The organism is Rhodanobacter thiooxydans LCS2, from assembly GCF_000264375.1.
GTDB classification, from domain to species: Bacteria; Pseudomonadota; Gammaproteobacteria; order Xanthomonadales; family Rhodanobacteraceae; genus Rhodanobacter; species Rhodanobacter thiooxydans.
Window position 1 is genome coordinate 1 of record NZ_AJXW01000048.1, and the last position, 16,203, is coordinate 16,203.

General features: G+C 66.7%; 17 protein-coding genes. 14 read left to right on the top strand and 3 right to left on the bottom strand.

Annotated features, from left to right (window positions below; genetic code table 11):
* Nucleotides 1-167 precede the first annotated feature (167 nt).
* The 5 genes from UUA_RS10740 to UUA_RS10760 all read left to right on the top strand — a co-directional run bounded on the left by UUA_RS10740 (nucleotide 168) and on the right by UUA_RS10760 (nucleotide 5,155).
* The gene (locus UUA_RS10740; RefSeq protein WP_008436703.1) at nucleotides 168-785 is read left to right on the top strand and encodes an OmpH/Skp family outer membrane protein; all 618 of its coding nucleotides are present in this window, start codon (nucleotides 168-170) and stop codon (nucleotides 783-785) included.
* Between the two features lie 199 nt (nucleotides 786-984).
* On the top strand, nucleotides 985-1,500 hold the full coding sequence (locus UUA_RS10745) for a DUF3016 domain-containing protein (protein ID WP_008436704.1): 516 nt from the start codon (nucleotides 985-987) through the stop codon (nucleotides 1,498-1,500).
* A 130-nt stretch (nucleotides 1,501-1,630) separates the two neighbouring features.
* Nucleotides 1,631-2,287: a thiopurine S-methyltransferase gene (locus UUA_RS10750; protein WP_008436707.1), complete on the top strand. Its 657-nt coding sequence runs from the start codon at nucleotides 1,631-1,633 to the stop codon at nucleotides 2,285-2,287.
* A 317-nt stretch (nucleotides 2,288-2,604) separates the two neighbouring features.
* On the top strand, nucleotides 2,605-4,176 hold the full coding sequence (locus tag UUA_RS10755) for a glycoside hydrolase family 30 protein (RefSeq protein ID WP_008436710.1): 1,572 nt from the start codon (nucleotides 2,605-2,607) through the stop codon (nucleotides 4,174-4,176).
* Between the two features lie 52 nt (nucleotides 4,177-4,228).
* Nucleotides 4,229-5,155, top strand: a complete 927-nt coding sequence (locus UUA_RS10760; protein ID WP_008436712.1) for a M14 family metallopeptidase — start codon at nucleotides 4,229-4,231, stop codon at nucleotides 5,153-5,155.
* Nucleotides 5,156-5,228: 73 nt separating this feature from the next.
* On the opposite strand, the gene UUA_RS20275 is transcribed toward UUA_RS10760, so the two are convergent.
* Nucleotides 5,229-5,678, bottom strand: coding sequence for an HNH endonuclease (locus UUA_RS20275; protein ID WP_337999122.1), 450 nt, complete (start codon nucleotides 5,676-5,678; stop codon nucleotides 5,229-5,231).
* An 81-nt stretch (nucleotides 5,679-5,759) separates the two neighbouring features.
* Between UUA_RS20275 and UUA_RS10765 the strand changes: the two genes are divergently transcribed.
* From UUA_RS10765 to UUA_RS10790, 7 genes are all read left to right on the top strand, one after another.
* The gene (locus UUA_RS10765) at nucleotides 5,760-6,311 is read left to right on the top strand and encodes a GNAT family N-acetyltransferase (RefSeq protein ID WP_008436722.1); all 552 of its coding nucleotides are present in this window, start codon (nucleotides 5,760-5,762) and stop codon (nucleotides 6,309-6,311) included.
* 393 nt (nucleotides 6,312-6,704) lie between these two features.
* On the top strand, nucleotides 6,705-6,986 hold the full coding sequence (locus tag UUA_RS10770) for a TFIIB-type zinc ribbon-containing protein (RefSeq protein WP_008436724.1): 282 nt from the start codon (nucleotides 6,705-6,707) through the stop codon (nucleotides 6,984-6,986).
* A gap of 94 nt (nucleotides 6,987-7,080) precedes the next feature.
* Nucleotides 7,081-7,845 carry a TerC family protein gene (locus UUA_RS10775; protein ID WP_008436726.1) on the top strand — a complete coding sequence of 255 codons (765 nt, stop codon included), beginning with the start codon at nucleotides 7,081-7,083 and terminating at the stop codon, nucleotides 7,843-7,845.
* A gap of 101 nt (nucleotides 7,846-7,946) precedes the next feature.
* Nucleotides 7,947-8,648 (top strand): alpha/beta fold hydrolase, encoded by a 702-nt coding sequence (locus UUA_RS10780; protein ID WP_008436728.1) that lies wholly within the window; start codon nucleotides 7,947-7,949, stop codon nucleotides 8,646-8,648.
* A 64-nt stretch (nucleotides 8,649-8,712) separates the two neighbouring features.
* The gene (locus tag UUA_RS10785; RefSeq protein WP_081491538.1) at nucleotides 8,713-9,222 is read left to right on the top strand and encodes a DUF2127 domain-containing protein; all 510 of its coding nucleotides are present in this window, start codon (nucleotides 8,713-8,715) and stop codon (nucleotides 9,220-9,222) included.
* A gap of 193 nt (nucleotides 9,223-9,415) precedes the next feature.
* A complete protein-coding gene (locus tag UUA_RS19350) occupies nucleotides 9,416-9,574 on the top strand; it encodes a hypothetical protein (RefSeq protein WP_155943264.1) in 159 nt (52 codons plus the stop codon).
* Between the two features lie 139 nt (nucleotides 9,575-9,713).
* Complete coding sequence (locus tag UUA_RS10790) at nucleotides 9,714-11,906, top strand: M3 family metallopeptidase (protein ID WP_008436732.1); 2,193 nt, start codon at nucleotides 9,714-9,716, stop codon at nucleotides 11,904-11,906.
* Between the two features lie 376 nt (nucleotides 11,907-12,282).
* Here UUA_RS10790 and UUA_RS10795 read toward each other — a convergent pair whose 3' ends face one another.
* Nucleotides 12,283-12,618, bottom strand: coding sequence for a hypothetical protein (locus tag UUA_RS10795; protein WP_008436733.1), 336 nt, complete (start codon nucleotides 12,616-12,618; stop codon nucleotides 12,283-12,285).
* Between the two features lie 17 nt (nucleotides 12,619-12,635).
* Nucleotides 12,636-13,736: a hypothetical protein gene (locus UUA_RS10800; RefSeq protein ID WP_008436735.1), complete on the bottom strand. Its 1,101-nt coding sequence runs from the start codon at nucleotides 13,734-13,736 to the stop codon at nucleotides 12,636-12,638.
* 799 nt (nucleotides 13,737-14,535) lie between these two features.
* On the opposite strand from UUA_RS10800, the gene UUA_RS10805 reads away from it, so the two are divergent.
* Together UUA_RS10805 and UUA_RS10810 are read left to right on the top strand one after the other, a co-directional pair.
* A complete protein-coding gene (locus UUA_RS10805) occupies nucleotides 14,536-14,946 on the top strand; it encodes a YbaN family protein (RefSeq protein ID WP_008436737.1) in 411 nt (136 codons plus the stop codon).
* 343 nt (nucleotides 14,947-15,289) lie between these two features.
* Nucleotides 15,290-16,201, top strand: a complete 912-nt coding sequence (locus UUA_RS10810; protein ID WP_161940599.1) for a DUF2167 domain-containing protein — start codon at nucleotides 15,290-15,292, stop codon at nucleotides 16,199-16,201.
* Nucleotides 16,202-16,203 lie beyond the last annotated feature (2 nt).

Sequence of the window (16,203 nt, forward strand, 5' to 3'; positions counted from 1 at the left end):
ATTACGGATAAGTTCTAAGGCATACCGGGGCAGCGATAGGAACCCGGCATCGGCCCGGGGAGAATCAGGCGTCGCCCCATCCCGGCAGCCGGCTGCGAGTATGCTGGCGTGTCGCCGCGAGCCACCGGACGCGGAACTTCCAGGCCTGACCATCGGATACCTTCCCCATGAACCTGCATCGTTCCCTGTTGGTCGCCGTGCTGGCCGCCGCTGCTGGTCTTTCTTTCGCCCCCGTGACGCCGGCGCAGACCGCCGCCGCGCCCGCCAGCAATGCGCTTGGCGGCAATCCGGTGCCGGGTGTGTGCATGCTTTCGCGCGAGGCGGTGTTCGCGCAGTCCAAGGTGGGGCAGGCGGCGAGTGAGCGGCTGAAGCAGCTGGCGACGCAGCAGCAGTCGATGCTGGAGAACCTGCGCAAGCCGCTGGATACCGATATCCAGGCCTTCCAGCAGAAGGCCGCCTCGCTCACCGAAGCGCAGCGCCAGCAGCAGGGCCCGGCTCTGCAGCAGCGCATGCAGGGTTACCAGGCGCAGGTGAACCAGCTTGGCGAGCGTATCCAGCTCACCCGCGCCAAGGTCATGCAGCAGATCGGCGAGCAGGCCCAGCCAGTCATCGCCAGCTCCTACACCAGCCACCATTGCGGCCTGCTGCTGAACCGTGACGCCGTGCTCGGCGGCAACGCCACCAACGACCTCACCAGCGACGTGGTGCGCGGCCTGGACGGCAAGATCACCACGCTCAACTTCAACCTCGAGCCGGCGCCCGCACCCGCGAACACCGGCAAGTAAATCCGGGACGTGGTGGGCGAGACGGGTTGGGTGTGCTGGCCGACATCGGCCAGCGACCGGCGGGCGAGAACCGGGCAGGGAATCGTCCGCAGCAGACGGTTCCCGCTCCGCGCTTGCCCGGACGTATACTGATGCCCGCTGCGCCACGGCCGCGACAACCGTCCCCTGCGGCCGCCCGACCCGTTCCGGGAGAGCCGTCATGAAATCTTCTCCACTGCTGCGCCTGCTGTGTCTTGCCTGCCTTGCCCTCGCGGCCGCCGTCGCGCAGGCCGCGACCACGCCGGACAACGTGAGCGTGCGCTACAAGGACCCGCAGCACTTCACCGAGGCGAAGCGCAGCCTTGGCGTGCACCTGGTCAACCCCGACGCCTACCTGGCGCCGCTCAAGGCGTACATCGTCCAGCGCGCCTCGCGCATCCTGGCGCCGGGCCAGCGGCTGGAGATCGAGGTGACCGACGTGGTCCGCGCCGGCGCCTACGAACCCTGGCGCGGCCCCGACTTCAACGACGTGCGCATCGTCAAGGACATCTACCCGCCGCGCATCGACCTCAACTTCACCCTGTACGGCGCCGACGACAAGGTGCTGCGCCAGGGCCAGCGCAAGTTGCGCAACGCGGCCTTCCTGAGCAGCAGCTCGCCGGTCGACCAGGACTCGTTGCGCTACGAGAAGTCCCTGATCGATCTCTGGCTGCGCCGGGGCACCGATAGCCTTTAGACGGCCATTCGGCGGATTCGCGCCGGCACCTCCGCGGCAGGCCGGCTGAAAGTCGTGCATGCTTCGCTTCGCCGCTGGCCGGCATGCACAATGGCCGGCCGGCTCGTCCACTTGTCGACAGGAGATTCCCATGGAGCCTGAGTTCTGGTTGCAGCGCTGGCGCGAGGGCCGCACTGGTTTCCACCAGGCCGCACCGACGCCGCTGCTGCTCAGGCACTGGCCGGCGCTGGCGCTGGCGGCGGGCAGCCGGGTGTTCGTGCCGCTGGCCGGCAAGTCGATGGATCTGCTGTGGCTGGCGGGGCAGGGGCATCGCGTGCTGGGAGTGGAGTTGTCGCCGCTGGCGGTGACGCAGTTCTTCGACGAGCACGGCCTGACTCCGCAGGTGCATGCCTCGCGCCTTGGTCTGCACCACGTGGCCGGCGAGATCGAGTTGATCTGCGGCGACGTGTTCGATCTGGACGCCGCGGCTCTCGCCGATTGTGCGGCGGTCTACGACCGCGCGGCGCTGATCGCCCTGCCGCCGGACTTGCGCCGTCGCTACGTGCGCGAGCTGCACGCGCGGCTGCCGGCCGGTTGCCAGGACCTGCTGATCACGCTGGAGTATCCGCAGCACGCGAAACAGGGGCCGCCGTTCTCGGTGCCGGAAGCCGAAGTGCGCGAGTTGTATGGCCGCGACTGGACAGTGGCGACGCTGGAACGATACGACATCCTCGCGCAGCAGCCGGGGTTCGCCGCCGAAGGGGTGAGCGCGCTGGAGACGGTGGCGTACCGGCTTGCCAAGCGCTAGTGCTTCGCAGGGTTTGTCGCAAGCCGCGCGCTGCCGCCGGCGAGAAAATGGGACCGGGTTCCGCGTTTCCGGCGGCGTGGTCTTCAGACGGCCGCAGGGTGGCCGAAACAGTGGCAGACTGCCGGCACCGGCTTGGCCGGGCAGGTCGGCTGGCGCCCGCGGAAGATGCGCCAGGCAGACGAGTGGCCGCGCGCTGCGGGTCGACGCGACTCCGCTTTCGCCGTACTCCTCGCCGACCTGTCATGCGCAGCCAGGGGGCTTCGTGATCGAGGGGTTGTTGCCAGTGAACCGCAATGAGGTCGATGGGATTTGCGCGCATGACGGGTGAGCGCAACGGTGTTCCCGGCTGGCTGGCCGTTGCATCCCTCGCGTTGATCACCCTGCTGGCTCTGTGGGCGCTCACGCCGCGGCGCGTGCATTTCGCGGTGGTGGGCGAGGTGATCCTGGCGCCGCCGTCGCCGGAGGCCGCGGTCAGGCTGTGGCTGAGCACGGCGGACCGCCGGCTGCTCCTGGCGCGGCAGCCTGATATCGAGGCTGGCACCGGCGAGCCGTCGCCCGCCGACGTGGTCATCGACATCGACCGCAAGTACCAGTCCATTGTCGGCTTCGGCGCGGCGCTGACCGACTCGTCGGCGTGGCTGCTGCAGAACCGGCTGAACGCGCCGCAGCGCACCGCGTTGCTGCGCGAGTTGTTCGGTCCGCCGCCCGGGCTCAACCTCAGCATGACGCGGCTGACCATCGGCGCCTCGGATTTCTCGCTGCAGCCCTACACCCTGGACGACCTGCCCGCCGGCGACACCGACCCGCAGTTGCTGCACTTCAACGTGGCGGCGAACCTGCAGGACGTGATACCGACCATGCGCGAGATCCTGGCGGTCAATCCCCAGCTGCGCGTCATCGCCTCGCCGTGGAGCGCGCCGGCATGGATGAAGACCAACGCGAACCTGATCGGCGGCGCCTTGCTGGAGCAGTACGAAAGCACCTATGCGGACTACCTGGTCAAGTACGTCGACACCTACCGCAGCTACGGCATCCCGATCTTTGCGCTGACCCTGCAGAACGAACCGGCCTTCGTGCCGCTGACCTACCCGGGCATGGAAATGCCGCCGGCCACGCGCTCGCGCATCATCGCGCAGTACCTTGGGCCGGCGCTGGCGTTGCGCACCCCGAAGACGCTCATCCTCGGCTGGGACCACAACTGGGACCAGCCGGACCAGCCGCTCGGCGTGCTGGGCGACCTCGACGCCGGGCCCTATGTCGACGGCATCGCCTGGCACTGCTACAGCGGCAGCCCGTATGCGCAGGGCCAGGTGCATCGTGCGTTCCCGGACAAGGACACCTACATCACCGAGTGTTCCGGCGGCGACTGGGAGTCGGCCAGGAACGGCGAGCTGCTGTGGTTCACGCGCGACCTGATGCTGGTCGGGCTGCGGCAGTGGGCGCGCGGCATCGTGTACTGGAACCTGGCGCTGGACGAGCAGCATGGCCCGCATTTCGGCGGCTGCGACCTGTGCAAAGGCGTGGTGCTGATCGACTCGCGCACCGGCGAGGTGAGCCGCAACGACGAGTACTACGCGTTCGCGCACTTCAGCCGCTTCGTGCTGCCCGGCGCGGTGCGGGTGCGATCCACCGACACGAGCAAGGACGTTGCCAACGTGGCGTTCCAGAACGCCTCCGGCGGGTCGGTGGTGCTGGTGATGGTCAATGGCGATGCGCAGCCGCGCCGCGTCACCGTGGCGCAGGGCCGGACCCGCTTCGGTTACACCCTGCCGGCGCAAAGCGTGGCCACCTTCGAATGGCGGCCGGCCAGCGCCCGCCCGCCCGCGGCGCCGCCGCCGTCGCCGGCCACTGCCGCCGCGGCCGCAACCTCGCGCGAGGTCGGCGGTTGAGTCCGGTGCTACAGTGCTGCGCTCCCCTAGCCACAGCGAAGCGAGCAGCGCGATGACCAACCCGGCCTTCTACCCCATCGGCACACCCGGACGTCCCTGGGGCGACGCGGAGGTGGTGGCCTGGCGATCGCTGCAGCGCGTGCAGCGCAGCTATGCGGCGGAGGTGGCGAGCGTGATCGAGGCCTTGCGCGCACGCTTCGATGTGGCGGAGTACGGCCGGCTCGACTATCCCTCCGGCAGCTATCCGCTGTTCGCGATCAGGAGCCGCGGCTGGCGCGATGAACTGCCCGTGGTGCTGGTGACCGGCGGCGTGCACGGCTACGAAACCAGTGGCGTGCACGGCGCGCTGCAGTTCGTCGAGCGGCATGCGGCGGACTATGCGGGGCGGGCCAACCTGCTGGTGGTGCCGTGCGTGAGCCCGTGGGGTTACGAGCGCATCCACCGCTGGAATCCGGACGCGCTCGACCCGAACCGCTCGTTCCGCGAACACAGCCCGGTGCAGGAATCGGCGGCGCTGATGCGCCTGGTCGCGCCGTGGCGCGAGCGCGTGCAGGTGCACATCGACCTGCACGAGACCACCGACAGCGACGAGAGCGAGTTCCGCCCGGCGCTGGCCGCGCGCGACGGCAAGCCGTACGAGCCTGGCACCATCCCCGATGGCTTCTATCTCTGCGCGGACAGCGCCAAGCCGCAGCCGGCGTTCCAGCAAGCGGTGATCGCCGCGGTGGCGAAGGTCACCCACATTGCGCCGGCCGATCCCGATGGCACCATCATCGGCTCGCCGGTGGTGGCGCATGGCGTGATCGAATACGACTGCCGCAAGCTGGGCCTGTGCGCCGGCATCACCGACGCGTCGTACCGCACCACCACCGAGGTCTACCCCGACAGCCCGCGCGCCACGCCCGAACAATGCAACACCGCGCAAGCTGCGGCGGTATGCGCGGCGATCGACTACGCGCTGGCGCACGAGTCCGTTTGAGGGAGTCTGATCAATCGACCTTTGCTCGGCATGCCTGCAAGGCGCTTTACAGCGGTCGAAGGCGGCGCCCCGATCACCCGGATTTCTGCCTTGCCGCCTCCCTGGGTTTGCCGACCCAACAATGCCATCTTCCGGCTGCGACTCGTTGCTGCACCAGTGTGCGGTAATGCTCCGGGGAAGGCGCAGTTTTTCGGCAATGGCGATGGCGGTTGCAGAAATCGCAGGCCGCGACGATGTTGGACTCCGTGTCTTTGCCGCCGTCGCAGCGGGCAAGCAGATGCTCTGCCGTGGCTTGCATTTGTCTGGCTTGCCGTGAGGTCAGGCCGCACCTCTGGGCGAACGGCACTGGGCTGGACTGCCACATCGCACGGCCGCAGTAGAAGCAACGGCCGTGCTGGTTTCGGTAGGCGCGGTTGCGCAGGGAGGTCCGTTTGCTGGACATGAGGAGTCTCGCTGGATGAGTGAGGGAGATCCCGGTGAGTCGATACGACATCAATCCGGGCACCCAGCGATAACTCGTCATGGGCAAAACGCCGCCGGTTAACCCGGACGGCAGGTGCTTTATAACTGCAAGATTCGCAAGACCGCAACCATTCCGGATCCCATGGATTCCTCGTACCGGCGCCTCTCCACGATGATATTGCGCGACGCCGCTCCCGCCGACTTCCCCGCCATCCTCGCCCTCAACGAGGCGTTCGTGGCGGTGCTGAGTCCGCTCGATGCCGCGCGGCTGGCGCGGCTGCATGCGCAGGCGGCGCTGCACCGGGTGGCCGATGTCGAGGGGAGGGTGACGGCGTTTCTGCTCGCCTTCCGCGAAGGCGCGGACTACGACAGCCCCAACTATCGCTGGTTCGCGCAGCGCTACCCGCGCTTCCTGTATGTGGATCGCGTGGTGGTGGCCGGCGATGCGCAGGCGCGCGGGGCCGGCACCGTGCTGTACCGCGAGCTGCAGGCGCAGGCGCGGCGCGATGCGGTGCCGTGGATCACTTGCGAGTTCGATGTCGAGCCGCCCAACCCCGTGTCCGCGCGCTTCCACGCGCGGCTGGGTTTTCGCGAAGTCGGGCGGCAGTCGCTGTACGGCGGCAGGAAGACCGTCTCGCTGCAGGCGCTCGACGTCGCCGCGGGTGACACCCCGCTGGCGATGTCTGCCGACTGAGTAGTTGATTGCTGCGCAAGGCGCAGCGGAGCCGCCTGCGCGGATTGCCTGGCGCGGCGCCGACCTGCTAGCCTTCGTTACCGAAGGGGAGTAGCTCCCAGTCGCTGTCGCCGTCATGACGAACCCGTGCTCCACGAGCCTGGGCTCCGGTGCAGCAGCAAGCCATCCACTGGTTTGCGAGCAAGACCTTCGCCGTTCCACGGCGAAGGTGCGTCCATCACAGATGCCTTTTCCGCCGTGGCCTTTCGAGCCTTGCCGGAGCATCCGCGTGCCATTTGGACGTCCATTTGAAGTCGTGAAGCGCGCCCGCGCGCATTCGTCATTTTCATTCGCCGGGTCCGCCCCGGCCGGCCCGCGCGTGTGCGTGGCCGACCCCTTCCCGAGGAATACCCCATGCTGTGCCCCACCTGCAAAGACGTGAACCTGTCGATGACCGACCGCCAGGGCATCGAAATCGACTACTGCCCCCGCTGCCGCGGCATCTGGCTCGACCGCGGCGAACTCGACCGGCTGATCGAGCGCGCCGAACGGGCGGTTTCCGCGCCTGCACACGCGGCTGCTCCCCAGCGCGACTACCCGCCGCTGCAGCGCGACGATCGCTACGGCGGTCACGCGCATCACGAGCAGCGGCCCCGGCGGCGCAAGTCGCTGCTGGGGGAGCTGTTCGATTTCTGAGCGGCGACGATCCGCCTTTCCGCGTTCCAACCGTGCCGTCACGCCGCAAGCGGTGTGATCGCGCGCAACTCCTCGCCGACCAAAGAGACTTCCCATGGAATTGCTGGCCAATCCCGAAACCTGGATCGCCCTTGCCACGCTGACGGCACTGGAGCTGGTGCTGGGCATCGACAACATCATTTTCATCTCGATCCTGGCGGGCAAATTGCCATCGTCGCAGCGCGACAAGGCGCGTCGCGCGGGCATCGTGCTGGCAGCCGTCACGCGGCTGGGCCTGCTGCTGGCGATCGCCTGGATCGTCGGGCTGACCGCGCCGCTGTTCTCGCTGTTCGGCCATGCGTTCTCATGGCGCGACCTGATCCTGATCGGCGGCGGACTGTTCCTGATCGGCAAGGCCACGCACGAGATTCACCAGAAGCTGGAAGGCGCCACCGAGCAGGTGACGATCGGCACGGCGGCGGCAACGTTCGGCGGCGTGGTCGCGCAGATCATGCTGCTCGACATCGTGTTCTCGCTCGACTCGATCATCACCGCAGTCGGCATGGTCGACGAGCGCTGGATCATGGTCACCGCGATCCTCGCCTCGATCGGTTTCATGCTGGCGTTCGCGCGGCCGATCGGCGAGTTCGTCGAGCGCCACCCCACGGTCAAGGTGCTTGCGCTGAGCTTCCTGATCATGATCGGCCTGGTGCTGATGGCGGACGGCTTCGGCCAGCACATTCCGAAGGGCTACATCTATGCCGCGATGGCCTTCTCGGTGTTCGTCGAGCTGATCAACCTGGCGATCCGCCGGCGCGCGAAACGAAAGGCGCCGCCAGTGGCGTTGCACGAGAAGTACGCGCAAGGCGATGCCGGATAGGTTCGCTTGTCCCTCGCTCGGCAGGGCGGCAGGGTCACCTTCGAGGATTTACCCATGCAAGGTGGCCGATAATGTCTCCCTTTTGACCGGCAGGCGTGATCATGGCCCAGCATCGGCAGCCGCTGTGGCTGCTTCCCGGATTCCTGTGCGATGAAGACCTGTGGCGCGACCAGCTGACCGGGCTGGCCGACCTCGCCGAGTGTACGGTGGCCGACCTCGGCCACGCCGACAGCATCGCCGCGCTGGCGCGGCAGGTGCTGGACGCGGCACCGCCGCGCTTCGCGCTGGCCGGCTTCTCGTTCGGCGGCTACGTGGCGCAGGAGATCGCGCGCCACGCGCCGCAGCGCATCGCGCGGCTGGCGCTGCTCGACACCTCGTTCCGCGCCGACACGCCCGAACGCCTCGCGCAGCGGCTGGCGGCCAACCGCACGGTCAGCCTGCCGGGGAAGTTCCGTGGCATGACCGAACAGCTGCTGCCGAGCTTCGTGGCGCCGCCGCGACTGCACGACGCCACGCTGGCGCAGCGGATCAACGCAATGACGCTGCGCCAGGGGCGCGAGGTGTTCATCCGCCAGAACGCAATGCGGCGCGAAGACGGCGAGGCGGCATTGCGCGGGCTGGCTTGTCCGGTGCTGGTGCTGTGCGGCCGGCTCGACGCGCTCACGCCGCCCGCACTGCACGAGGCGATGGCGGCGCTGATGCCGCAGGCGCGGCTGGTGGTGGTGGAAAACAGCGGCCACATGAGTCCGATGGAGCAACCCGCGGCGGTGACCCGGGCGATGCGCGACTGGCTGACGGCGTAAGCTGTCGGCGCCGGCTACGCTGCGGATCGGGCGGCGCGGATCTCCGCAATCTCCACAGGAGAGCATGACGATGACCGGCTTGCGCGTTCGAACCCTGTCCGACAAGGCCTTCGCCATCGGCCTCGCCCTGAAGGGGCTCGACGGCGTCGCCGAGGTCGTGGGCGGGCTGTGGCTGCTGCTGATCGGTCCGGTGCGGCTGCAGGCCTGGATCGGCGCGCTGGTCGCGCCGGAGTTGAACCAGGACCCCACTGACTTCATCGCGACGCACGTACTGCATTGGGCCGCGCAGTTCGACCAGGGCTCGGTGCTGTTCGCGGCGGCCTACCTGCTGTCCCACGGCGCGGCGAAACTGGTGGTGATCGTGGAGATCCTGCGCGGCAGGTTGTGGGCCTACCCTGGCCTGATCTGGCTGACCGCGGCGTTTGCCGCGTACCAGATCTACCACATGGCGGTGGCCGGCCCCTCGTTCGGCTTCGTGGCGCTGACCCTGTTCGACCTGCTGATCATCGCGCTCACCGTGGTGGAGTACCGCCGGCTGCGGCATGCCGCCGGCAAATCGCGCGCGGCGGGCTGACCGGCGCGTGTCGTCGTCGCGGCTGTCCGGCTGTCCGGGCGCACGGCGGCGGCTGTCCGCGGACAGCTCGCCGGCACCGGACGCGCATGCGTCCAAGGCAGGCGGGGCAAGGCTTTGCACGCTTCATGGTGGCTTGGCACGGTGATTGCTCCCTCTGCATCACAGGGAACATTCACGCACGCGGAGACACATCATGAAATTCGAAACCCATATCCTGGCCGGCCTGTTCGTCGTCTGCTTCGCCGTGTGCGCGCTGGTCATGGGCGCCATGCTGACGGCCACCCCGGCTCCGGTGCAGCTGGCCGGCGCGGCTCATGCAGCGGTGGTGGTTCCGGTCGCCTCGGCCGGCTGAAGGCCGAGGCGCGCCGGCACGCCATCGTGCGCAGGCAAGTGGCGACGGCGGATCGCCGCACACCATGCCTTTAGTCATGCATGAAAGCGGCGCGCGTTGGGTAGGATCAGGGGTTTAGCCCACGACGAGATCCGTACCGATGAAGCATCCCATCGCGCTGGCCCTGGCCATTGCCCTGTCCGGCTCCATGACCGCCTGCACCGATGCCGGCAGCGGCAAGAGCGAATCCGCCGCGCCGCCGGCGCAGACCGATACGCTGGCTGCCGATACCGGCAACCCGCTGTTCCGCGAAAGCCCGCTGCCGCTGCACTACCCGCCGTTCGACAAGATCGGGGACAGCGACTTCGCGCCCGCCTTCGACCGCGGCATGGCCGAGCAGCTCACGGAAGTGCAGGCGATCGCCGGCAACGCCGAGGCGCCCACGTTCGACAACACCATCGTCGCGCTGGAGAAGTCCGGGCGGACCCTCACCCGCACCTCGACCGTGTTCTTCAGCCTGGTCGGGGTGGACATCAACGACGCGCGCAAGGCGCTGCAGGCCGAGTACGCGCCGAAGCTGGCGGCGCACCGCGACGCGATTTCGCTGAACCCGCAGCTGTTCGCGCGCATCCAGAAGCTGTACGACACGCGCGACAGCCTGGGCCTGGATGCCGAGGGCATGCGCCTGATCGAGCGCTACCACACCAACTTCGTGCGCGCCGGCGCCAATCTGTCCGACGCCGACAAGACGCACTTGAAGGAGATCAACGGCGAGCTGGCGAAGCTGGGCACCACGTTCAGCCAGAACGTGCTGGCCGAGGTGAACGACTCCGCCGTGGTGGTCGACACCAAGGAAGAGCTGGCCGGCCTCACCGACGAGCAGATCGGCGCCGCCGCGGCCGCCGCGAAGGCGAAGGGCCTGGACGGCAAATACCTGATCGCGCTGCTCAACACCACCGGCCAGCCGCCGGAAGCGCAATTGCACGATCGCGCGCTGCGTCAGCGCCTGCACGAGGCGTCGATCGCGCGCGGCAGCCGCGGCAACCAGTACGACAACACCGCGATCGTGTCGCAGGTGCTGAAGCTGCGCGCCGAGAAGGCGAAGATGCTCGGCTATCCCACCTGGGCCGCCTACGTGCTGGCCGACGAGACGGCGAAGACGCCCGAAGCGGTCAACGCCATGCTGACCCGCCTGGCGCCGCCGGCCGTGGCCAACGCGAAGCGCGAAGGCGCGGCGCTGCAGGCGATGATCAACAAGGAGCAGGCGGCGAAGGGCGAGCCGACGTTCGCGCTGCAGCCATGGGACTGGGCCTACTACACCGAGAAGGTGCGCGCCGAGAAGTACGACTTCGACGAGAGCCAGCTGAAGCCGTACTTCGAGATGAAGAACGTGCTGGAGAACGGCGTGTTCTACGCCGCCGGCCAGCTCTACGGGCTCAGCTTCAAGCAGCGCACCGACCTGCCGGTCTACAACCCCGACGTGCTGGTGTACGACGTGTACAACGCCGACGGCAGCCAGCTGGCGATCTTCCTGGCCGACATGTACGCGCGGCCGTCCAAGCGCGGTGGTGCCTGGATGAACGCCTACGTGCAGCAGTCCGGGCTCACCGGCAACCTGCCGGTGGTGGCCAACCACCTCAACATCACCAAGCCGGCCAGCGGCCCGACCCTGTTGACCTGGGACGAGGTGACCACCATGTTCCACGAGTTCGGCCATGCGCTGCACGGCATGTTCTCGAACGTGCAGTACCCGTACTTCAGCGGCACCAGCGTGCCGCGCGACTTCGTGGAGTTCCCGTCGCAGGTGAACGAGATGTGGTCCGACTGGCCGAGCGTGCTGGCCAACTATGCCAAGCACTACCAGACCGGCGCGCCGATGCCGAAGGTGCTGCTGGACAAGGTGCTGGCTACCTCGAAGTTCAACCAGGGCTTCGCCACCACCGAGTACCTCGGCTCGGCGATGCTCGACCAGAGCTGGCACCAGCTCGGCGCGGACAAGATCCCCGAAGCGAACGGCGTGATGGCGTTCGAGGCCGCCGCGCTGAAGGCGAACGGCACCGACTACGCGCCGGTGCCGCCGCGTTACCGCACGCCGTACTTCAGCCACATCATGGGTGGCTACGCGGCCGGCTACTACGCCTACATCTGGTCGGAGGTGCTGGACGCGAACACGGTGGAGTGGATCAAGGCGAACGGCGGCCTCACCCGCGCCAATGGCGACCGCTTCCGCGCCGCCCTGCTGTCGCGCGGCGGCAGCAAGGACGCGCTGCAGCTGTTCCGCGATTTCACCGGTCAGGAACCGAAGATCGAGCCGCTGCTGAAGCGGCGCGGGCTGGATGGCGCGCTCGACTGAGCCGGCACCGACTGCTGGAAACGCAGCCGCCCGGAGCGATCCGGGCGGTTTTTTTTGCGCGACGCCGGGCACGGGAGCAGGTGCCGATTCCCGTAGACTCCATCCAGGCGCAAGCATCAGCGCCGGTTGCCTGCCGCCAGGTCCCCGCCGGAACGCACGATGCCCTTCACCCCCGGTGCTTCGTCGTTTGCGTGCCTTCCGGCGTGCCGGCATGCGCTGATGCGCGAATGCCGGGATGGATTGGTCAAGGAACCGGAACGGACTGACCATCGTCAGCGATCTGGAATGAGCAGCCGGCGGATCTGATGATGTTGTTGCGAAGGGCTGCTACCGGCCATGAGCGGCCGCTCGAAAGTGCACTTTGACGAGTTTTTATTCAGATGGCGCCCAGTGCGTCGAGAGCATTCGACACCGCGCCTAGTACGTCTCTCTTGATGGGCGGCTTTCGGTTGGTATTGTTGATGTAGTCGAACAGCGCGAGCGCCGTCAGGACTGCGCTCGCCGCGTCATCCACCTTGGCCTTGGCGAGCCCCGCCGGCGCCCGGGTTCGAAGGCTCTTTGCCGCGTCGGCGACTTGCATGGCCTGATCGGCCAACGCTTGCGCGTCTTTCGGCACGAATGGCGCACGAGGGTCAATCGACATGTGCGTCTCTTTGATGGCGAGGCTGCACGTGTCTTGGTAGAGCGCTTGGATTGTCTTGAGGTTTGCCACGAGGACCTCCGCATGGACTATTTGACCGCCTGGGCGACCTCGACCAAGGCGCCGACGGCTGCCTTTAGATTCTGCAGTCGCTCGTTCGCAATGAGCTTCTTCTGCTCGTCTGTTGGATGTTCTACTAGGGAAACCATTGACTCGTTCGCGGCTGACAGGTTGTCGAACATGGCATTGATGGCAGTGGCCATCGCTTGGTCATCGCCGTACTGATAGTTTTCCAATTGAGCTGAAATCAGCCGCCGATCGTAATCGTCGCGTGCGTTGGCGAATTTCTGTTCCAGGAGCAACCGCTGATTTCGGACGACTAGATCCGAGTAGGTCTGGGCCAGCGAGCTATCGCCAAGTGCTACGGCCCGCAATGACTGGATCAACCCATCCACCGTACCTTTATTTTCACGGACCAATCGCTTTATCTCGTTCGCGCTTGTTGCGTTGCTTCCCATCGTTTGGAGGATGCCAGCGAGCTTGCCGATCGCGCCGAGAGCAGTCTGAACTTGCTCTTTGGTCTCCTTCGTCGAGCTCGATAGCTGTTTGCCAGAGACCTCTTCCACCTTGTTACTCAGGAACGTCAGCCTGTCCGATAGATGCGCGGCGTCGGCCAGATACTCGGACTTTCGCCCCTGTGCGACCTTGCTCAGGACGTCGAGATACTCGGAAAGTGCGCGCACGCCGGAGGCTGCCAGCGTGTTCTCGACGCTACCAGGGCGCTGGTACTGCACCTCATCGAGAAGAGCGACGAAGTCTGATGCTTCACTCTGCAGCGCATCGATGTACGCGGATGAGCTGTCGGTCGGCGACTTGATCTCGATGGCATAACTTCGCTCGAGCTGGCTGAGGCAGTTGCCCTCGTCGCGCGAATAGCAAGCCGACTTGCAGGCTGCAGGCAGGTGGCCGGGTTTTGCCGTGCCGCCACCCGCGCATTCCTTGAGCCGCTTGCAACCGGCCAGGACCGCCTGGTTCTTGAACCGCGCGAGCGCAGCGGTCACGGTTGGCAGTGTTGGAGAACCCGAGCGGACGTAGACGTGCGCGTCGGCGATGGGACAGGTCGAGTCCGAGTTAATCTTGGAGAGCCTCGCCGCATCAAGCGCTGTATCGAGCTGATTTGACGACTTCATCAGTTGGGCTTCCGCGGTACGTCCCGCAGCCGCGAATGACGTCGCTGAGTCCATGTAAACCACGGATGCGCAGCCAGAGAGCGTCAGTACCAAAGCGATTGCCGAACGGCGAAGCCACACTCGCGCGGACACCCTGCACAAGGAAACTTTGATCCCCATTACATTCCCCTCCCTGCATCTGACGCGTTCTACACCCGTAGTCGGTGGAACGCAATGGAGTTTTTCCCACGACCGGCGGCTACGGATGGATGCGAATGAGTTGGGTCTGGAGGGGCGAAAACGCTACCGTGCCGTGCGCTCTATGAGTTGGTCGTCGCCGCAACACGCGACCGGGGCTGATGGATAGACTGGACATAGGTGCGCTGGGAATTCTCGGAGTTCCGCAGCAGTGAACCTCCCGCTCATGATCATGCCTGCATGCAGGGCCTGACCGAATCCCGCAGCTCGGCGCCCTGATCAGTACCAGCGAGATGGTCAGGGGTTACCGGAATGATGTTCATTTATTGCCGGGATCTGCACATTATCAGCGCATTAGATGAGACGTGATAATTCAATCATGTCCACTCCGCTTTGCGGGTCGACTTCGCAGAAGTCTCTCGTAATGAGGCCAATATTCACGGGTTATCAGCCTTCCACAAAGCAGACGCTCGCGCCCGGCAGCAATGGGTCGGTAGCCGCCGTCGATCTAGAAATAATCAGCATGGCAGCGTGCTGGTCAGAATCTCCCGGGGCCGCTGATCCATCCTGTCCGCATGCGCTAGAGTCGACCGGCACCTGCCCACGAGCCTGCCTTCTGTCCATGCCCGATCCCACCACCCCGGAACCACGCCGCGCCCGCCTCGTGCGCGCGCTGCTGTTCGCGCTCGGCGCGGTGTCGCTGGTGCTGGGCGTGGTCGGTACGGTGCTGCCCTTGCTGCCGACGGTGCCGTTCCTGCTGCTGACCGCCGCCTGCTGGTCGCGTGCTTCGCCGCGCTGGCACCGCTGGCTGCTGGCACGGCCGCGGCTGGGGCCGGCGATCGCACGCTGGGAGCGTGAGCGCACGATCCCGCGGCGCGCCAAGTTCAGCGCGGTCGCGCTGATCGTGTTGTCGATGACCACGTCGATCTGGCTGCTGCGCGATCACGCCTGGTTGCCATGGGCGCTGGCGGGCGTAGCGGTGCCGGTGATCGTGTTCATCCTGCGCCTGCGGGAAACGCGCGACGGCGCGTGATGACCAAGTCGCGGTAGTCACTGATCGAAAAGGCGGACCAAGCGCGCAATGGGGACCCGACGAAAGGTGCGTTGAGCTCGCAGTTGAGCGCCGCCGCCGGGGAAGCTTGGTGGCGGCGTCGTGAACGCAGGTGAGCATGCGCACGGATCGCCGAAGGTATTCCACCGGTGCGTGATGCAGGTCGGTACGCCGGGAAGGGGCCGGGTGTGCGCCGCAGGTTGCGTGAGCGGGGCGCCGCGCTTCTCGCCATGCAGCTATGCCGTGCGCAAGCGAGGGTGGACGGTTGATATATGGCCGGCCCGGCGTCAAAGTGCGCAGGCATGGCGAGTCCGATGCACGCTCCATGAGCGTGCCGTCACCGACGCAGCGGGGGCTGCACGCCGTGATGGGGATATTCACGGATCAACAGGGGAAAAGGATGAAGCGATTGTTTCCAGTGCTTGCGGCACTGCTTGTGGCATGCCTGTGCGCGCCCGCCACGGCGCAAACCGACCCGATCGAGGCGCTGCCCTGGCAGCGGGGGCCGACTACCGTTTCGCTGGGCACGCACGCCTCGCTGCAGGTGCCGAAGGGTTACGCGTTCCTGGACAACAAGGGCACCAAGGCGTTGAACCTGTTGATGCAGAATCCCTCGAACGATGACGACGAATACGCGCTGGTGGACGATGGCGGCGACTGGGTGGCGTATTTTTCGTACGCGGATACCGGTTACATCAAAGACAACGAGCAGATCGATCCCGATGACATCCTCGACTCCATCCGCAGGGGCACCGAGCAAAGCAACAAGGAGCGGCGCTCGCGCGGTTGGGACGAGCTGCGGGTGCTCGGCTGGAGCGCGAAGCCTGAATACGACACCCAGCTCAAGTCGCTGGCCTGGTCGATCCTGGCCGAGGACGTCAGCACGCAGCAGCAGGTGGTGAACTACAACACCCGCCTGCTGGGCCGCTATGGCGTGATGGAAGTGGTGGTCGTCACTGCGCCCGACAGGCTCGGCGATGCCGTCGGCAGCTTCAAGGATACGGTGCCGGGCTTCCAGTTCTCGCCCGGTGAAACCTACGGCGAGTACCAGCCCGGCGATCACGTCGCGGCCTATGGCCTGGCGGCGCTCATCACCGGGGGAGCCGCGGCGGTTGCCGCGAAGAAAGGCTTCTTCGCCGTGATCGGCGGTTTCCTGGCAGCGGCCTGGAAGTTCCTGCTGGTCGGCCTCGTGGCCGTGGGCGCCAGGTTCAAGTCGTTCTTCCTGAAGAAGCGCTGAGG